Annotated in this window: 12 protein-coding genes; 9 read left to right on the top strand and 3 right to left on the bottom strand. The window is 72.1% G+C overall.

The window, feature by feature from the left end:
• Positions 1 to 23 precede the first annotated feature (23 nt).
• The 8 genes from DEFCA_RS0118070 to pcnB all read left to right on the top strand — a co-directional run bounded on the left by DEFCA_RS0118070 (position 24) and on the right by pcnB (position 10,129).
• Entirely contained in the window at positions 24 to 1,232 is a 1,209-nt protein-coding gene (locus DEFCA_RS0118070) for a cytochrome c biogenesis protein ResB (protein ID WP_025324404.1), read from the top strand.
• Entirely contained in the window at positions 1,229 to 2,554 is a 1,326-nt protein-coding gene (locus DEFCA_RS22515) for a protoglobin domain-containing protein (RefSeq protein WP_025324403.1), read from the top strand. Before DEFCA_RS0118070 ends, DEFCA_RS22515 begins: the two co-directional genes overlap by 4 nt.
• A gap of 65 nt (positions 2,555 to 2,619) precedes the next feature.
• Positions 2,620 to 3,591, top strand: a complete 972-nt coding sequence (locus DEFCA_RS0118060; protein ID WP_025324402.1) for a TRAP transporter substrate-binding protein — start codon at positions 2,620 to 2,622, stop codon at positions 3,589 to 3,591.
• A gap of 31 nt (positions 3,592 to 3,622) precedes the next feature.
• Positions 3,623 to 4,111, top strand: coding sequence for a TRAP transporter small permease (locus tag DEFCA_RS23820; RefSeq protein WP_025324401.1), 489 nt, complete (start codon positions 3,623 to 3,625; stop codon positions 4,109 to 4,111).
• Between the two features lie 2 nt (positions 4,112 to 4,113).
• A complete protein-coding gene (locus tag DEFCA_RS0118050) occupies positions 4,114 to 5,379 on the top strand; it encodes a TRAP transporter large permease (protein WP_025324400.1) in 1,266 nt (421 codons plus the stop codon).
• Between the two features lie 153 nt (positions 5,380 to 5,532).
• A complete protein-coding gene (locus DEFCA_RS0118045; RefSeq protein WP_025324399.1) occupies positions 5,533 to 5,943 on the top strand; it encodes an Hsp20/alpha crystallin family protein in 411 nt (136 codons plus the stop codon).
• Entirely contained in the window at positions 5,940 to 8,462 is a 2,523-nt protein-coding gene (locus tag DEFCA_RS0118040) for a Lon protease family protein (protein ID WP_025324398.1), read from the top strand. The genes DEFCA_RS0118045 and DEFCA_RS0118040 overlap by 4 nt, the downstream gene beginning before the upstream one ends.
• A 371-nt stretch (positions 8,463 to 8,833) precedes the next feature.
• Positions 8,834 to 10,129 (top strand): polynucleotide adenylyltransferase PcnB, encoded by a 1,296-nt coding sequence (pcnB, locus tag DEFCA_RS0118035; RefSeq protein WP_035802960.1) that lies wholly within the window; start codon positions 8,834 to 8,836, stop codon positions 10,127 to 10,129.
• A gap of 94 nt (positions 10,130 to 10,223) precedes the next feature.
• Here the strand turns inward: pcnB and gltA are convergent, their stop codons facing one another.
• From gltA to DEFCA_RS0118020, 3 genes are all read right to left on the bottom strand, one after another.
• Entirely contained in the window at positions 10,224 to 11,627 is a 1,404-nt protein-coding gene (gene gltA, locus DEFCA_RS0118030) for an NADPH-dependent glutamate synthase (protein ID WP_025324396.1), read from the bottom strand.
• A gap of 72 nt (positions 11,628 to 11,699) precedes the next feature.
• Positions 11,700 to 12,557, bottom strand: coding sequence for a sulfide/dihydroorotate dehydrogenase-like FAD/NAD-binding protein (locus DEFCA_RS0118025; RefSeq protein ID WP_025324395.1), 858 nt, complete (start codon positions 12,555 to 12,557; stop codon positions 11,700 to 11,702).
• A gap of 386 nt (positions 12,558 to 12,943) precedes the next feature.
• The gene (locus DEFCA_RS0118020; RefSeq protein ID WP_025324394.1) at positions 12,944 to 15,034 is read right to left on the bottom strand and encodes a transglycosylase SLT domain-containing protein; all 2,091 of its coding nucleotides are present in this window, start codon (positions 15,032 to 15,034) and stop codon (positions 12,944 to 12,946) included.
• Between the two features lie 125 nt (positions 15,035 to 15,159).
• Here DEFCA_RS0118020 and DEFCA_RS0118015 point away from each other — a divergent pair, with 125 nt between their 5' ends.
• Positions 15,160 to 16,335, top strand: coding sequence for a nickel-dependent lactate racemase family protein (locus DEFCA_RS0118015; RefSeq protein WP_025324393.1), 1,176 nt, complete (start codon positions 15,160 to 15,162; stop codon positions 16,333 to 16,335).
• Positions 16,336 to 16,420 lie beyond the last annotated feature (85 nt).

Raw genomic sequence — 16,420 nt, 5'->3', positions numbered from 1 at the left:
TCGGCCCTTTCCGCGAGGGTCCGATGAATCGGCTGCTGCGTCGCCTGGGTTCGGTGCGCCTGTGCGTGGGTCTGCTGCTGGTGCTGGCCCTGGCCGCCGCGCTCGCCACCGTCCTTCCCCAGAACCTCGACCGGGCCGCGTTCCTCCAGCGGTTTCCCCGAGCCGGGCCCTGGCTCGTGGCCCTGGGGTTCCCGCGGTTCTTCGCTTCCCCCCTCTACCGGGGCCTCCTCGTCCTGCTCACCCTGAACCTCCTGACCTGCGCCCTGGGCCGATCCGTCGAGGGGTGGAGGGCGTTCCGGGGGCGCGGCACGGCCCGCATCCGGGTGGACGGCCCCCCGGATCCCGGGATGGCGGACCGGCTCCGGGCCGCGGGGTTTCGGATCCGCTCCGCATCCCCCTTGCGGGCGTCCCGGCGGCCGTGGGCCTTCCTTGGGTTCCCCCTGACCCATCTGTCGCTCCCGGTGATCTTCGGCGGAGCCCTGCTGGGGAGCCTGGCGGGGTTCGTGGCCACCCAGACCGTGTACGTGGGCGACGAGACGCGCACGGCGTTCGACTGGCGTCTGGAGAAGGAGCGGGCCCTGCCGTTTCGCCTGAGGGTGGACGGGTTCCGGCAGCAGTACTACCCCATCGCCCTGAAGGTCCGCCTGGGTCCCCGGAACGGGCCGACCCGGGAGGTGGTGACCCGCGAGGGCGGCCGGGTCCAGGTGCCGGGCATCGACCTCACCGTGCGGATCGGGCGGTTCGACCCCGAGACCGGGAACCTGACCTTCTGGGTCGAGAGCCCCCGGGGAACGCTGGGCCCGTTCTCCCGGGAGAACCGGGACGACGGCCCCGTCTCCCTCACCCCCCTGGGGTTCCGGGATCCCCAGCTCCGGAGGGTCGAGGCCCGGGTCCGGGTGCTGGGCCCCGGCGGCGAGACCGTGCGGCAGGCCGTGATCGCGGTGAACGAGCCCCTGGTCCACGCCGGCGTGCGCGTCTACCTCACCGCCTGGGGAACCGACCCCTACGGCTTCGGCTGGGTGGGGTTCCAGATCACCCGGGACCCGGGCCAGCCCCTGGTGTGGACCGGATCGGCCTGCTTCGTGTTGGGGTTGGGGCTGCTGGCCCTCGGCGGAGGGGCGTGGGTCCGCGAGGAACGGGGGGTGGTGCTGGCCGGCGCCACCGGCGGCAGGCAGGCGCTCCGAGCCCTGCTGCTCCCGCCCCCGCCCCCCCGGGAAAGGGCCGCGTCGTGACCCGCCGGGACTGGACCGCGACGCTGGGTCTCGATGCCGGGGCCCGCCGGTCCCGGCTGGGGTTCCTGGAGCTGTCGGCCGCGGACCGGAAGGCCCTGACAGAGCTGGCCCAGGTGCTCGAGCCGCGGCTCGAGCACCTGGTGGACCGGTGGCATCGGTTCCTCCTGAAGCGACCCGAGACGCGGGAGCTGATGGCCCGGTCGGGGGTGCGCGAGCACCTGCGGACCGTGCAGACCCGGTACTTCCGCACCCTGCTCGCCGGACCCTACGACCGGCGGTACTTCCACGAGCGCCTCCGGATCGGGTTCGTGCACGAGCGGGTGGGGCTCGAGCCCCCCTGGTACACCGGCGCGTACCGGAAGTTCCTGCAACTGGTGGCCGAGGTGCTGAGGGCCGAGGGGATCTCGGGAAGCGAGGCGGTGCGGTGGATCGAGGCCCTGGAGAAGGTGGTGTTCCTGGACCTCCAGCTGGCCCTGGACGCCTACTTCCACACCCGCAACCAGGCCCTGGTGCAGGCCAACGAGCGGCTCCAGGCCCTCGCCGAACGGCTCGAGGCCCAGAACCGCGCCCTGACCGAGGCGTTCGGCCGGGCCCAGGAGGCGGCCCGGGTCAAGGAGGCGTTCCTGGCCCAGGTCAGCCACGAGCTGCGCACCCCCCTGAACGCGATCCTGGGGTTCGCCGACCTCCTGAGCGACGGGATCGACGGACCGGTCACCCCCGAGCAGCGCCGGACCCTGGCCCGCATCCGAAGCCACGGGGAGCGGCTGGTGGAGATGATCGACCAGATGCTCGACGCGGCCAAGCTGGCGGCCGTGGCCCTGGGGGCGCCGGAGGCGTTCGATCCCGAACCGGTGGTGGCCGAGGTGATCCGGAGCGGGGAGGACCTGGCCGCGGGAAAGGGCCTGGGGTTCGAGGCCGACCTGGACCGGCCGATCCCGCCCGTGCAGGGGGAGCCCGAGGGGCTGCGGCTGGCCCTGGGGCACCTGGTGGAGAACGCGGTCAAGTTCACCCGGGAGGGCCGGGTGGGGCTGCGGGTCCGGGGCCACGGCGACCGGGTGCGGTTCGAGGTGTGGGACACCGGCCCCGGCGTGCCCGAGGAGCACCGGCAGCGGATCTTCGAGCCGTTCCACCAGGTGGACTCGGGCGACACCCGCGAGGTGACGGGCCTGGGCATGGGCCTTCCCCTGGCCCGTCGGGCGGTGGAGCGCATGGGCGGAACCCTGGAGCTCGCCGAGACCGGCCCGGACGGCTCGGTGTTCGCCCTGGAGCTGGCCCGGGCGACCGCCTCCTCCCGCGTTGACTTCCCCAACCCTCGGGATTAGTGTCTATTCGCTGTTTCTTCGGTCCCTTTGATCCGCTACGTCCCCAACACACAAGGAGGCTCCCCATGCGAAAGGCTCTGCTGGCCCTGCTCACGGCCCTCGTCCTCGCCCCTCCGGCGACCGCCGGGGTGAAGATCAAGCTGGGGGTGGTGACCAAGCCCGGCTCGGCCCAGAACGTGGCCGCCGAGAAGCTCAAGGAGGTCGTGGAGGCCCGCTCGGGCGGGGACGTGACCGTGAAGATCTACCACAGCGCCTCCCTGGGCTCGGAGACGGAGATCCTCCAGCAGATCCAGATGGGCAGCGTGCAGATGGGCATCATCACCCTGGGGCCGATCGACGCGTTCGTGCCCGAGGTGGACGTGGTGGCGTTCCCGTTCCTGTTCAAGAACTACGAGCAGGTGGACCGGGTGCTCGACGGCCCGCTGGGCGCCGAGATCCTGAAGCGCATGGAGCCGGCCGGGTTCAAGGGTCTGGCGTTCACCGAGAACGGCTTCCGGCACCTGACGAACCGGGTTCGGCCGGTGCACACGGTGGACGACGTCAAGGGGCTCAAGATCCGCGTGATGGAGAGCACCCTGCACAAGGAGCTGTGGCGGGCCCTGGGGGCCAACCCCACGCCCATGGCCTGGCCCATCTACACCGAGCTCGAGCAGGGCACGATCGACGGCCAGGAGAACCCCCTGTGGGTGGCCTGGACCTACAAGCTCTACGAGGTCCAGAAGTATCTCTCCCTCACCGGCCACGTGTACTCGGCCCACGCGGTCGTGGCCAACCTGGGCTGGTTCAACGGCCTGCCCAAGGCCACCCAGGACCTCCTGACCGAGGCGGCCCGGGAGGCGGCCCGGTACGAACGCAACTGGAACCGGTCGAACGAGGCCGATTTCCTGGCCAAGCTGAAGAAGGCCGGCATGGTGGTGGACGAGCACCCCGACCTGGACTCGTTCCGGGCCAAGGTGACCGGCCTCAAGGACCTGGACATGTTCCGCCGGCCCGGCACGGCCGAGCTCCTCGAGAAGTTCCTGGCCGCCACCCGGTAGTCGTCCCCCAGAACCGGGGAGAGATCAGCGGATGACACGGCGGCTCCTGCAGGCCTCCACGGCCCTGAACCGGGCCGTGGAGGCCGTTCTGTGCCTGCTGGCCCTGGCCATGTCCGCCCTCACCCTGGCCCAGGTGGTGGCCCGGTACGGACTGAACCACTCGATCTTCTGGAGCGAGGAGGTCGGCCGCATGATCCTGATCGCCCTGACCTTCCTCGGGGCGTCGGCCGCCTGGGCCCGGGGCGCCCACATCGGCATCGACGTGGCGGTGGCCCGGCTCCCGGCCGGGGCCCGGCGATGGGTGCGGGCCTTCGGGTGCGCCTGCGGCATCGGGTTCGGGGTGTTCCTGGCGGTGTACGGCGCCGAGTTCACCTGGTTCGCCCGCAGGGGGGTGATGAGCGCCACAGGGCTGAGCCGCAGCGTTCCCGCGGCCGTGGTTCCCCTGGGGGGCGCGGCGCTGGCGCTGCACGCCCTGGCCGACCTGGCCGCGGCCGTGACCGGAGCGGAGCGGACCCGGTGAGCGTGTCGGGGGTGCTGCTGGGCCTGCTGGCCGGCCTGTTCCTGCTGGATGTGCCCATCGCGGTGGCCATCGGGCTCGCCTCGGTGGCGGCCTTCGCCTACCAGGGCGACTTCCCCCTGATCACGGCCGTGCAGCGGATGTACGGGGGGGTGGACTCGTTTCCGCTCATGGCCGTGCCCCTGTTCCTGTACGCCGGGGGGCTCATGGAGACCGGGGGGATCTCGCGCCGGATCGTGGCGTTCGCCGACTCCCTGGTGGGGTGGCTCCCCGGGGGTCTGGCGGCCGTGGCCGTGGCGTCGGCCATGTTCTTCGCCGGTATCTCCGGCTCGGCCGCGGCCGACACCGCGGCCGTGGGGGGCATCCTGGTGCCGGCGATGATCTCGCGGGGCTACGCCCCGGCCTTCTCCGGCGCGGTGCAGGCGGCGGGCGGGAGCATCGGGGTGGTGATCCCGCCCTCGATCCCCATGATCATCTTCGGGTTCCTCACCGGGGCGAGCATCGGCCGGCTGTTCGCCGGCGGCATCCTGCCGGGGGTGCTCATGGGGGTGAGCCTGATCGCGGTGTCGGCCCTGGTCTCCCGCCGCCGGGGATACGGCTCGAGCCAGGCCTTCTCCCTGGGCCGGGTCTGGCACAGCTTCCGGGACGCCCTCTGGGCCCTGGGCGCGCCGGTGGTGATCCTGGGGGGCATCCTGGGCGGCGTGTTCACGGCCACCGAATCCGCGGCCGTGGCCGTGGGGTACGCCCTGGTGGTGGGCCGGTTCGTGTACCGGGAACTCCGGTGGGCCGACGTGCCGGCCATCCTGGTGCGGGGTTCCATCACGGCCGCCGTGATCCTGTTCATCATCTCGGCGGCGAGCGCGTTCTCGTGGCTCCTGGCCATCGAGGACATCCCGGCCCGGCTGAGCACGGCCCTGCTCCGGCTCACCGACGATCCGGTGGTGCTGATGCTCCTGGTGAACGCCGTGCTCCTCGTGGCCGGCACCTTCGTGGAGACCACCGCCAGCCTGATCCTGCTCGTGCCGGTGATCGTCCCCCTGGCCCCCAAGCTCGGGGTGGACCTCACCCAGCTCGGGGTGATCGTGGTGATGAACCTGGCGATCGGCATGCTCACCCCGCCGCTGGGCATCTGCCTGATCGTGAGCTGCACCCTGGCCAACGAGCGGGTGGCCGCGATCAGCCGGGCCGTGATGCCGTTCCTGCTCGTGCTCCTGGCGGACCTCCTGCTGGTGAGCTTCTGGCCGCCGTTGACCACCTGGCTGGGCCGCTGACCGGCGAGACTGGAGACCAGAAACTAGAGACTAGAGACTAGAAACTAGAGACTTGGAGCACTTGCGCCCGGCCGGAGGCAGGTCCCTTGCCCCGCCCTCAGAGGAAACACACCTGTTTTGCCGCCGGCTTATAATGCGGGCAGGAGGTGTCCGATGAGCCGAGAGCTGTTCTGGATCTCGTGCCGTCATGAGATCGACCGACTGTTCGACACCCTGGTCCACACCGCCTGGGGGGGCCGCCCCTCCGGCCCGGCATGGATCCCGCCGGTGGACGTGACCGAGGAGACGGACCGGTACCGGATCGAGGTGGACCTTCCCGGGGTGCGGGTCGGCGACCTGGACATCACGGCAGAGGCCGGCACCCTGCGCATCGAGGGCACCCGGGCCCTGGGGGAGCCGGGCTCCGGCGCGGTGCGGCACCTGGCCGAGCGGCCCTCCGGATCCTTTCGCCGGACGTTTCGCCTGCCGGCGGACGCGGATCCCGGCACGGTCCAGGCCCGGCTGCGGGACGGGGTGCTGGTGGTGGAGATCCGCAAACGCGGCCGGATCGAGGTGGCCCGATGAAGCGCAGGCGGGCCCGGAAGCCCAGGGAGCTCGGCCCGGAACAGCTCGGCCCGGTGATCCGGCCCGAGGAGTTCCCGTTCGAGACCACCGAGGATGTGGAGCCCCGGCGGAGCCCCCTGGGCCAGGAGCGGGCGCTGCGGTCCATCCGGCTGGGCGTGCGCATGCGCGCGCCGGGGTACAACGTGTTCGTGCTGGGCCTCACGGGCAACCGCAAGGAGGCCCAGCTCCGGGACCTGGTGCGCGAGTGCCTCCCCCCCCTGCCCCCGCCCCCGGACTGGGTGTACGTGTACAACTTCCGGGATCCGGACCGTCCCCTGGCCCTCCGGCTCGAGCCCGGGGAGGGCCGGCGCCTCGCCCGGAACATGGAAGACCTGGTGGAGACGCTGCGTCGGAAGATCCCCGAGGCGTTCCAGACCGAGACCTTCGAGCAGGAAAAGGAGGCCCTGTCCAAGAAGTACGACGCCCAGATCCGGGAGCTGCGGGAACGGTTCGAGGCATCGGCCCGGGAGAAGGGGCTGGTCGTGCAGCCCACGCCCCAGGGCCAACTGCTGTTCATCCCCCTGATCGACGGCAAGCCGATCGAGGATCCCTCCCAGTACGAGGCCCTGCCCGAGGAGGAGAAGGCCCGGATCCGGGAGGCCCAGGAGGCCCTGGGCCGGGAGGCCCGGGACCTGTTCAAGCGCCAGAAGGAGCTGATGGACGCCCTGGGTCGGGAGGTTCAGGAGATCGTGAAGGTGTATGCGGCCCGGATCGTGGATCCCCTGATCGAGGCCATCCGGGCCCGCTACGCCAACCCCCGGGTGGCCGAGTACCTCCGAGCGGTGCGGGACCACACCCTCGAGCACCTGGAGAAGTTCCGGCAGCAGGAGGAGAAGCCCCAGCTCCCGTTCCCCCTGCCGTTCCTGCAGGCCATGCAGGCCGACCGGTTCCTGGAGTACCGGGTGAACGTGGTGGTGGACAACGAGGGCCGGGAGTCGGCGCCGGTGCTCACCGAGGAGAGCCCCACCTACCGAAACCTGTTCGGCGCCGTGGAGAAGGTGGTGGACGAGACCGGCAAGCTCGTGACCAACTTCACGCGCATCAAGGCCGGAAAGATCCTCCAGGCCTCGGGGGGCTACCTGGTGTTCAACCTGGAGGACGCGATCACCGAGCCGTTCGTCTGGAAGAACCTCAAGCGGGTCCTGCGCAGCGGGCTCGTGGAGATCGAGAGCTACCAGCCCCTGAACTTCCTGAGCGTGGCAGGGCTCACGCCCGAACCCGTGCCGGTGGACACCCGCATCGTGGTGTACGGCAGCCGGCTGCTGTTCCACATCCTTTCGTACTGGGACCCCGAATTCAGCGAGTGCTTCAAGGTGGTGGCCGACTTCGGCCCCGACACCGACCGCAACGGCGAAGGCGTGGTGGCCTACGCCCAGCGGATCGCCCACATCTGCCGGGTGGAGGGTCTGCCTCCGTTCGACCGGGGCGGAGTGGCCCAGGTGGTGTGGTTCGGCGCCCGGAGGGCCGAGCACAAGGAGAAGATCTCGGCTGTGCTCGAGGACGTGGACGATCTGGTACGGGAGGCCGGGTTCTTCGCCCTGGAGGCCGGGGCCGACCGGGTGGGGGCCGACCACGTGCGCCAGGCCCTGGAGGACCGGATTTTCCGGGGCAACCGGGTGGAGGAGCGCATCCGCCAGCTCATCGCCGAGGGCACGCTGCTGGTGGACGTGGACGGCAAGAAGGTCGGCCAGGTCAACGGCCTGGCCGTGCTGGCCATCGGCGACTACGCCTTCGGCCGGCCCTCCCGCGTCACGGCGAGCCTGGGCATGGGCACGGCGGGCATCGTCAACATCGAGCGCGAGGCCCGGCTCTCGGGGTCCACCCACGACAAGGGGGTGCTCATCCTGGCCGGGTACCTGCGCAACCGGTTCGGCCGGAACCGGCCCCTGTCGTTCTCGGCCTCGCTCGCGTTCGAGCAGTCGTACTCGGGCATCGACGGCGACAGCGCCTCGTCCACCGAGCTGTACGCCCTGCTGTCGAGGATCGGGGACCTGCCCCTGCGCCAGGACCTCGCCGTGACCGGATCGGTCAACCAGAACGGCGAGATCCAGGCGATCGGCGGGGTGAACGAGAAGATCGAGGGGTTCTACCGGGTGTGCAAGGCCGTGGGCCTGACCGGCCGGCAGGGGGTGCTGATCCCCGAGGCGAACGTGCGCCACCTGGTGCTGGACCCCGAGGTGGTCCGGGCCGTGGCCGAGGGCCGGTTCCACATCTACCCGGTGCGCACCGTGGACCAGGGCATGGAGATCCTGACCGGCCTGCGGGCCGGCGAGCCCGGGGAGCCCGGAACGGTCAACGGCATTGTGGACCAGGCCCTGGAGGAGCTCGACCGGCGCCTGCGGGACCGGAACCAGGCCAAGGGGGCCAAGCAGGAGGAAAAGGAGACCGGCCCGGGGGGGGAGGACGACGAACCGGGAGGGGCCGGTCCGGAACCGCCCCCCAGGCCGCCCGAGCCCGAAGGGAACGGCACCGATCGATGACCCTCGGCCCGCGGCTCGCCGCCCCGGCAGCGCCGATTTCGCCCCAGCAGCGCCGGGCCGCCGTGTGATAAGATGACGCCTGCACGTTCGCTCGGAGGCCTCTTTGGGGCCTTCGGTCCGCTGGGCGGCTGGTCAGCTAGGCTCCTAGGTCATCGCCAAAGCCTTGGGGGGCATGGGGCCTGCATTTCAGGAATCAGGAGTCGGCGGACAGAAGACAGGAGGAATCGCTCCTGCAGTTCTCCTGTCTACTGCCTTCTGAACTCTGGCCCCTGATGCGGCCACGCCCGGCGCTCCACCAGGCCCCTTGCCCCTCGACGTAGATGTCGAGGCGAACTTTCGACCAACGACTGACGACCAACGACCGGAGTTACATGGAAGACGCAGTCGAACCCCAATCCTCTCACCCCGTGGTGCTGCCCCGCTCGGAGCACCCGGTCAGCCGGAAGCTCATCGACCCCGACGCGCTGTGGATCCTGCGCCGTCTGCGCCGGGAGGGATACCTGGCCTACCTGGTGGGCGGGGCGGTGCGCGATCTCATGCTGGGTCGGGAGCCCAAGGACTTCGACGTGGGCACCAACGCCCGCCCCAGCGAGATCCGGAGGCTGTTCCGCAACTGCCGGCTGATCGGCCGGCGGTTCCGGATCGTGCACGTCTACTTCCGCCGCAAGGGCCAGCCCGAGAAGATCATCGAGGTGAGCACCTTCCGGGGCCGCGCCACCTGGGACGAGGAGCCCGAGGCCGGCGAGATCCCCCCGGAGGACCTGGACCTCACCGGCAACGTGTTCGGCACGCCGGAGGAGGACGCCTGGCGCCGGGACTTCACCGTGAACGCCCTGTTCTACAACCTGGCCGACTTCACCGTGATCGACCACGTGGGCGGCCTGGAGGACCTGCGCCGGGGCCTGATCCGGATCATCGGCGACCCGGACGAGCGGTTCGCCGAGGATCCGGTGCGCATGCTCCGGGCCGTGGAGTTCGGGGTGCGGCTCGGGTTCCGGATCGAGCCCGAGACCGAGGCCGGCATCCGTCGAAACGCCCCCCGCATCGCCGAGGCGTCGCCGGCCCGGCTCCGGGAGGAGCTCCGGCAGCTGGCCCAGCGGGGCATCCTGGCCGAGGTGCTGGCCCAGGCCCACCGGCTGGGGCTGTTCGAGGCCCTGCTGCCCGAGGTGGAGGAGGTGGAGGGGGTGTTCCCGTTGCTGGAGCGGCTCGACGCCCAGGCCCGGGAGGGGCGGCCCGTGGCCGAGTCGCGCACCCTGGCCGCCCTGGCGCTGCCCACCGTGGCGGCCCGGTACCCCCTGCGGCCGGGGGTGAACCTGGAGGAGGCCCAGCAGGCCATCGGGCAGCCGGTGGAGGCCCTGGGCCGGCGCTACCATGTGTCGTCGTTCATCCGGCACGAGGCCCGGGAGCTGCTGCTGTCGCTCTACCGCATCGCCCGGGGCAGGGCGTACCGCACCAAGGGCCGGTTCGTGCGCAAGCCCGAGTTCGCCGAGGCCTGGGAGTGGTTCAACGCCTGGGCAGAGATCGCAGGGGACCTGGACGAGGTGGTGGGGTACTGGGAGAGGTACCTGGAGAACCTGAACCGGCCGGCCGGCTCGGGCAAGAAGCGAAAACGCCGCCGCCGGCGCCGAAAGCCCCAGGGGGAAGGGACCGGGACCGCCGAGGGGTGACGTTTCGCGTGCCTGCCTTCGGCGCCCGTCGCGCAAACGGGCCGCCCGCGTTCCGCGGGCGGCCCGTTGTTCCTCGTCGGCCCGGTGGCACCCCCTACCCGCCCTTTGTCAGGTAGTCGTGGATCGCGTCGGCGGCCTTGCGGCCCGCCCCCATGGCCAGGATCACGGTGGCCGCGCCGGTGACCACGTCGCCGCCGGCGTACACCCCGACCATGGTGGTGGCGCCGGTGGCCTCGTCGGCCTGGATCGTGCCCCACCGGGAGGTCTGGATGGCCGGGGTGGTGGACGGGATCAGGGGGTTCGGCGCGTTTCCGATGGCCACCACCACGGCATCCACGTCCAGCTCGAACTCCGAGCCCTCCACCGGCACGGGCCGGCGCCGGCCCGACTCGTCGGGCTCGCCCAGCTCCATGCGGATGCACTCCAGGGCCCGAACCCATCCGTTGTCGTCCCCGATCACCCGCACGGGGTTCGTGAGGAGCTGGAACTCCACCCCCTCCTCCTCGGCGTGGTGGATCTCCTCGGCCCGGGCGGGCATCTCGTCGCGGCCGCGGCGGTACACGATGATCGACCGCTCGGCACCGAGCCGCAGGGCGGTGCGGGCCGCGTCCATGGCCACGTTCCCGCCCCCCAGGATCGCCACCCGCTTGGCCCGCACGATGGGGGTGTCGTACTCGGGAAACCGATAGGCCTTCATCAGGTTCGACCGGGTGAGGTACTCGTTGGCCGAGTACACCCCGTTCAGGTTCTCACCCGGGATGCCCATGAACTTGGGCAGGCCCGCGCCCGCGCCCACAAACACCGCGTCGAACCCGTCCTCCTGGATCAGCTCCTCCACCGTGCGCATCTTGCCCACGACGAAGTTCGTGACGACCTTCACGCCCAGCTTCTTCAGGTAGTCCACCTCGGCCTGGACGATGGCTTTGGGCAGACGGAACTCGGGGATGCCGTACACCAGCACCCCGCCGGGCTTGTGCAGGGCCTCGAACACGGTCACGTCGTGGCCCTTGAGCACCAGGTCCCCGGCCACGGTCAGCCCGGCCGGCCCCGAGCCCACCACCGCCACCCTCTTGCCGGTCTTGGGCGGGATCTCCGGGATCTTCACGTCGCCCTGGGCCCGCTCCCAGTCGGCCGCGAACCGCTCCAGGCGGCCGATGGCCACCGGTTCGCTCTTCTTGCCCACGATGCAGTAGGCCTCGCACTGGTTCTCCTGGGGGCACACCCGGCCGCACACCGCGGGCAGGCTGTTCTTCTTTTTCAGGATGTCCACGGCCCGCTGGAAGTTGCCGGCCTCGATCTCCGCGATGAAGTCCGGGATGAACACCTCCACCGGGCACCCTTTGCGGCACGCGGGCTTCTTGCACTTGAGGCACCGAGAGGCCTCGCGCTGCGCCATCTCGGGGGTGTAACCCAGGGGGACCTCGTCGAAGTTCCGGGCCCGGACCTTGGGATCCTGCTCCGGCATCGGGGTCCGGGGGGGACGTTGTTTTTTCGCCATGGTCAAAAACCCTCCGTTCGGGCGGCGCCGGGCCGCCGTGATCTCAGACGGGTGGGGAGCCGGTCGACGGGTTCAGCCGTGGCACCGGTGGCCGGCCCGCTGCTCGGACCAGATCTGCATGGCCCGGCGCTCGTCCTCCACGTATGCCCTCAGCCGCTTGGACAGCTCGTCGAAGTCCACCTGGTGACCGTCGAACTCCGGGCCGTCCACGCAGGCGAACTTGGTCTGGCCGCCCACGGTCACCCGGCACGCCCCGCACATGCCGGTGGCGTCCACCATGATCGGGTTCAGGCTCACCACGGTGTGCACCCCGTAGGGCTCGGTGACCTTGCAGCAGGCCCGCATCATGGGCACCGGGCCGATGGCCACGGCCAGGGCCACGTTCTCCTTGCCCTCCCGTTCGATCACGTCCTTGAGCACGTCGGTCACGAACCCGTGGTGCCCGTAGGACCCGTCGTCGGTGGCCACGAAGAGCTCGTCGCTGGCCCGCCGCATCTCCTCCTCCATGATGAGGAGCTCCTTGGTGCGGGCGCCGATGATCGAGATCACCCGGTTGCCGGCCTCCTTCAGGGCGCAGGCGATGGGGTGCACCGGTGCCACGCCGATGCCGCCGCCCACGCACACCGTGACCCCGTCGAACCTCTCGATGTGGGTGGGCTTGCCCAGGGGGCCGGCCAGGTCCAGCAGCGCATCGCCCGCCTCCAGGGTGGCCAGCTCGCTGGTCGTCTTGCCGACGGCCTGAAACACCAAAGTGATCGTGCCCGCCTCGGGGTCCTTGTCGGCCACGGTCAGGGGGATCCGCTCCCCCTTCTCGTGGATCCGCAGGATCACGAAGTTGCCGGCCCGGTGCTTCCGGGCGATCTCCGGGGCCCGGATCACCATCCGGTGGACCGTCGGCGCCAGGGTTTGCTTTTCCACGATGGTAAACAAGCCTTTTCCTCCCGCCGAAACGAAACCCGGCCAGTCAGGGTTTGAGAAAGTTCCCGCGCGCACATATAGAGGAGGGCCGCACCGGTGTCAACCCGGATCAGGCGGCAGACGACAGGCTGGCCGTTCGGCGGGCCTCGCCTCGCCGCCCAGCCGCCTAGTCCGCAAGAAAGCATATCGATTGCGGCGGTGGGGCTGGGGGCTCCGACGAAGCGCGACGGCCGAGCAGCCAGGGCCGCCCGGCGCCAGGGGAGCGGCCGCGGCGCGTGCTCTCACGCGCCGCAGCGGACCGCGCCGAGGCGGCCCCTGCGAGGCCGTTCAGCGAAGGAGGGGCCCCCAGCCCCACCGCCTCGGGGATGCACAGCATGGACACCAGCGGCTTGGCCGCCTCACCGCCCCAGAAGCGCCCGTTCCGGGTCGATACGGTCGTAGGCGTCCAGGGCGGTCAGCACCTTCTTCACGTACCGCCGGGTCTCCCGGTACGGGATCGACTCCACGAACGCGTCCAGGGGCTCCCCGGCCTGGCGCTCCCTCCACCGGGCCACGGGGGCCGCGCCGGCGTTGTAGGCGGCCACGGCCGCCACCAGATCGCCGTCGAACCGGTCCAGCAGGTCCCGCAGGTGGCGTGCGCCGAACCGCAGGGCCACCCCCGGGTCGAACAGGTCCTCGGGCTCGAACCCCTCCCGGCCCAAGCGGCGGGCCACGGCCCGGGCCGTGGCCGGGATGAACTGCGTCAGGCCCCGGGCCTCCCAGGGCGAGTAGGCCCGGGGGTCGAAGTGGCTCTCGGTGTGCGCCAGGGCCAGGAGCAGGTGGGGGTGGATCCCGGCCTCGCCGGCCGCCCGGGCGGTCTCGTCCGGGAACGCCACCGGAAAGGCCAGACCCTCGGACGACAGGGGCTCCGGGGGGGCGGCCGGCCAGTCGGTCCACGACCGGCCAGCGGCTCGAAGCGCCCCGGCATAGTCCCCGGCCCAGTACCGGATCCTGGCCCCGCCCTTGCCCGAACTCAGCAGCCGCCGGGCCGCCTCCCCCAAGCCCAGCCGCAGGTAGGCCCCCACCCGGCCGGACCGGACCAGGTCCTCGGCCGACGGGGGCCAGAACGCCACCTCCACCGGCCCGGGAACCCGGGGGTCGGGCAGGTCCAGGGTGCCGGGGCCCCCGCCCTCCCGCCACCGCCGGGCCAGGAGCGCGTAGTACCCCAGGGGATGCTCGGCGACCAGGGTGTCCAGCACCCGGAGGGCCCCCTCCCGGTCGCCCCCCAGGGCCCGAGCCCGGGCCTCCCAGTACAGGCCCCGGGCCCGTTCCCACCCCGGCCGGGCCCCCCGGGCCGAGCGGCGAAACGCCTCGGCCGCTTCGGCGTACCGGCCCCGGCGAAGCGCCTCCCATCCCAGGTTGAACCGGGTGTCCCGGGCCTCACGGCTTCCGGGGTACGCGGCCAGCAGCCGGCGCCGGGCCCGGCCGGCCTCTGCCCACATCCGGCGGCCCTCGAACACCCGGTACGCTTGGTACAGGTACAGGGGGGCCCGGGGGCTCCGGGGCCGCTCCCGGGCCAGGGCCACGAGATCCCGGGCCCCCTCGTCCCCCCGGTCCAGACCGAACAGGCACCGGGCCCGGTAAAACCGGGCCTTCTCCCCCACCTCGGGCGAGCGGGCCGCCCGGGCCAGGGGAGCCAGAGCCTCCTCGTAGCGCCGCAGGAAGTACAGGGCCTTGCCAAGTGCCAGATCCACCCGGGGCGTGATCCGGCTGCCGGGGATCAGCCGGCGCCGCAGCTCGCGCAGGGTGCGCACCGCCTCCTCCCGGCGGCCCCGGTCCAGCAGCACCCTGCCCCGCTGGAAGATCCGCTCCCCGGACACCGGCCGGAACGGGTCCCCCCCGCCCGCCCGGGCGAGCACCTCCTCCGCTGCCCGGGCCTCGGGCCGGTGGGCGTACTCCACCCACAGGACCTCGGCCTGGCCCAGGGCCTCCCGCTCCTCCCCCGCGGCCACGAGCGCCTCGAGCCGCCCCGCCAGGGCCCGCACCTTCCAGTCCTCGGCCGGGGCGACCCGGGCCAGGCGCCCGAACAGCCCGGCGGCCTCGCCCAGTCGTCCCCCTGCCAACGCGGCCCGGGCCAGGAACTCCAGGGCCTCGGGCAGGTAGGGGCTCTCCGGGTCGGCCCGGGCCACCGCCTCCCAGTGGGCCGCGGCCTCCTCGGGCGCCAGCAGCCGCCCCAACGCCGCGTGCACCGCGTCGGCCGGCTCGAATCCCCAGGCCAGCAGGTCCCGGTAGATCGCGATCGCCTCGGCCGGGTCGCTGGCCTCGAGGGCCCGGGCCTCCCGGAACCGGGCCTCGGCCGGGGTGGCCGTGGGCACCCGGTCCCAGAGCCCGGCCCGAACGACACCGGGAAGAAAGAGCGATAGAATGACCGCAACGGCCACCGGGCCCTTTCGCAGGGCCGCGGCCCAGGAGGCCCGAACCGTTGGGGAACGGGTCGTCGCACCGGCCACGAGGCCGGCTCGATTCCCCGAAGGGCGGGGCAAGGGCCCCGCCTCCGGCCGGGCGTCGAGATTCGCCGCGCAGGCACTGGGCAAGGGAGTTGTTTTCATCACGATGTCGCAGACCGGAGGAGGTGATGCAGGGGCCGATCCCGTGGATCCCGGTGGAACAGGAGATTCCCTCCCCCCGGCTGGCCGATCCGGCTGAGGCCCTGCGCCGCGCCCTGGCCCAGGCCCCGCCGCCCCCCCGGGGGCCGGTGGCCGTGCCGGTGGGGAGCCGCCACATCCCCGGTCTGCCCGATCTCGTGGCCGAGCTGGTGGCCCACCTGCGCGAGGCAGGGGCCGACCCGGTCGTGGTGCCGGCCATGGGCACCCACGGCGGCGCCACGGCCGAGGGGCAGGCCCGGACCCTGGCGGGAATGGGCATCACCCCCGAGGCGGTGGGGGCCCCGGTGGTGTCCCGGCCGGAGGTGGTGTGCCTGGGCGAGGCCGCCCCCGGCCTGCCGGTGTGGTGCGACCGGGTCGCGGCCGAGGCCCGGGCCGTGGTGCCCCTGCACCGGGTCAAGCCCCACACCGCGTTCCGGGGGGTCCTGGAGAGCGGCCCCACCAAGCTCCTCGCGGTGGGGCTCGGCAAGGCCCGCAGCGCCCGCGCGGTCCACCGGTACGGGCCGGCCCAGGCCCTGCCCGCGGTGCTTCGGTTCTGGCTGGAGTCGGGCCGGGTACCGTTCGGCGTGGCCCTGGTCCCCAACGGCCGGGGCGGGGTGGCGGAGCTGCGGGTCCTGGAACCCGGATCCTGGCCTCGGGAGGAGCACGAGCTCCTGGAGCTCTCCCGCCGCCTCGCCCCCCGGCTTCCCTGGGACGAGCTCGACCTGCTGGTGGTGGAGCGCATCGGCAAGGACGTGTCCGGCACCGGCATGGATCTGCACGTCATCGGCATGGAGCGCCGGTTCCCGGGGTGCGGGGCCACCCCCCGGATCCGCCGGATCGTGGCCCTGGAGCTCACCCCGGCCTCGGCCGGCAACGCCAACGGGGTGGGGTATGCCGACGTGGTCACCCGCCGCCTGGCCGAGCACGTGGACTGGCCGGCCACCTACGCCAACTGCCGGGCCACGGGGTTTCTGGAGGCCGCCCGCCTGCCCTACGTGGCCGAGAACGAGGATCGAGCCGTGGAGGCGGCCCTCGACTCCCTGGCCGTGGAGCCGGGCGAGGTGCGGGCCGTGCGCATCCGCGACACCGCCCACCTCGATCGGTTTTGGGTGAGCCCGGTCCTCGCCCGGGACCTCCCCCCAGGTGTCCACAGAATCTGTGGATAACCTGTGGAACAGCCTGTGGAGGAACCGGAGGACCCGCGTCCTGTCGCCCCGGAGCCCAAACTGCACTTTTTTTGTGCGACCACGA

This window comes from Deferrisoma camini S3R1, from assembly GCF_000526155.1.
Taxonomy (GTDB): Bacteria; Desulfobacterota; Deferrisomatia; order Deferrisomatales; family Deferrisomataceae; genus Deferrisoma; species Deferrisoma camini.
This window is presented reverse-complemented; position numbering and strand designations above follow the sequence as displayed.

What these genes read in the sequence shown, in the direction of transcription:
- DEFCA_RS0118070 (WP_025324404.1), top strand. Translation starts at nt 24, where the DNA reads ATGAATCGGCTGCTGCGTCGCCTGGGTTCGGTGCGCCTGTGCGTGGGT.
- DEFCA_RS0118060 (WP_025324402.1), top strand. Translation starts at nt 2,620, where the DNA reads ATGCGAAAGGCTCTGCTGGCCCTGCTCACGGCCCTCGTCCTCGCCCCT.
- DEFCA_RS23820 (WP_025324401.1), top strand. Translation starts at nt 3,623, where the DNA reads ATGACACGGCGGCTCCTGCAGGCCTCCACGGCCCTGAACCGGGCCGTG.
- DEFCA_RS0118045 (WP_025324399.1), top strand. Translation starts at nt 5,533, where the DNA reads ATGAGCCGAGAGCTGTTCTGGATCTCGTGCCGTCATGAGATCGACCGA.
- DEFCA_RS0118040 (WP_025324398.1), top strand. Translation starts at nt 5,940, where the DNA reads ATGAAGCGCAGGCGGGCCCGGAAGCCCAGGGAGCTCGGCCCGGAACAG.
- pcnB (WP_035802960.1), top strand. Translation starts at nt 8,834, where the DNA reads ATGGAAGACGCAGTCGAACCCCAATCCTCTCACCCCGTGGTGCTGCCC.
- gltA (WP_025324396.1), bottom strand. Translation starts at nt 11,627, where the DNA reads ATGGCGAAAAAACAACGTCCCCCCCGGACCCCGATGCCGGAGCAGGAT.
- DEFCA_RS0118015 (WP_025324393.1), top strand. Translation starts at nt 15,160, where the DNA reads ATGCAGGGGCCGATCCCGTGGATCCCGGTGGAACAGGAGATTCCCTCC.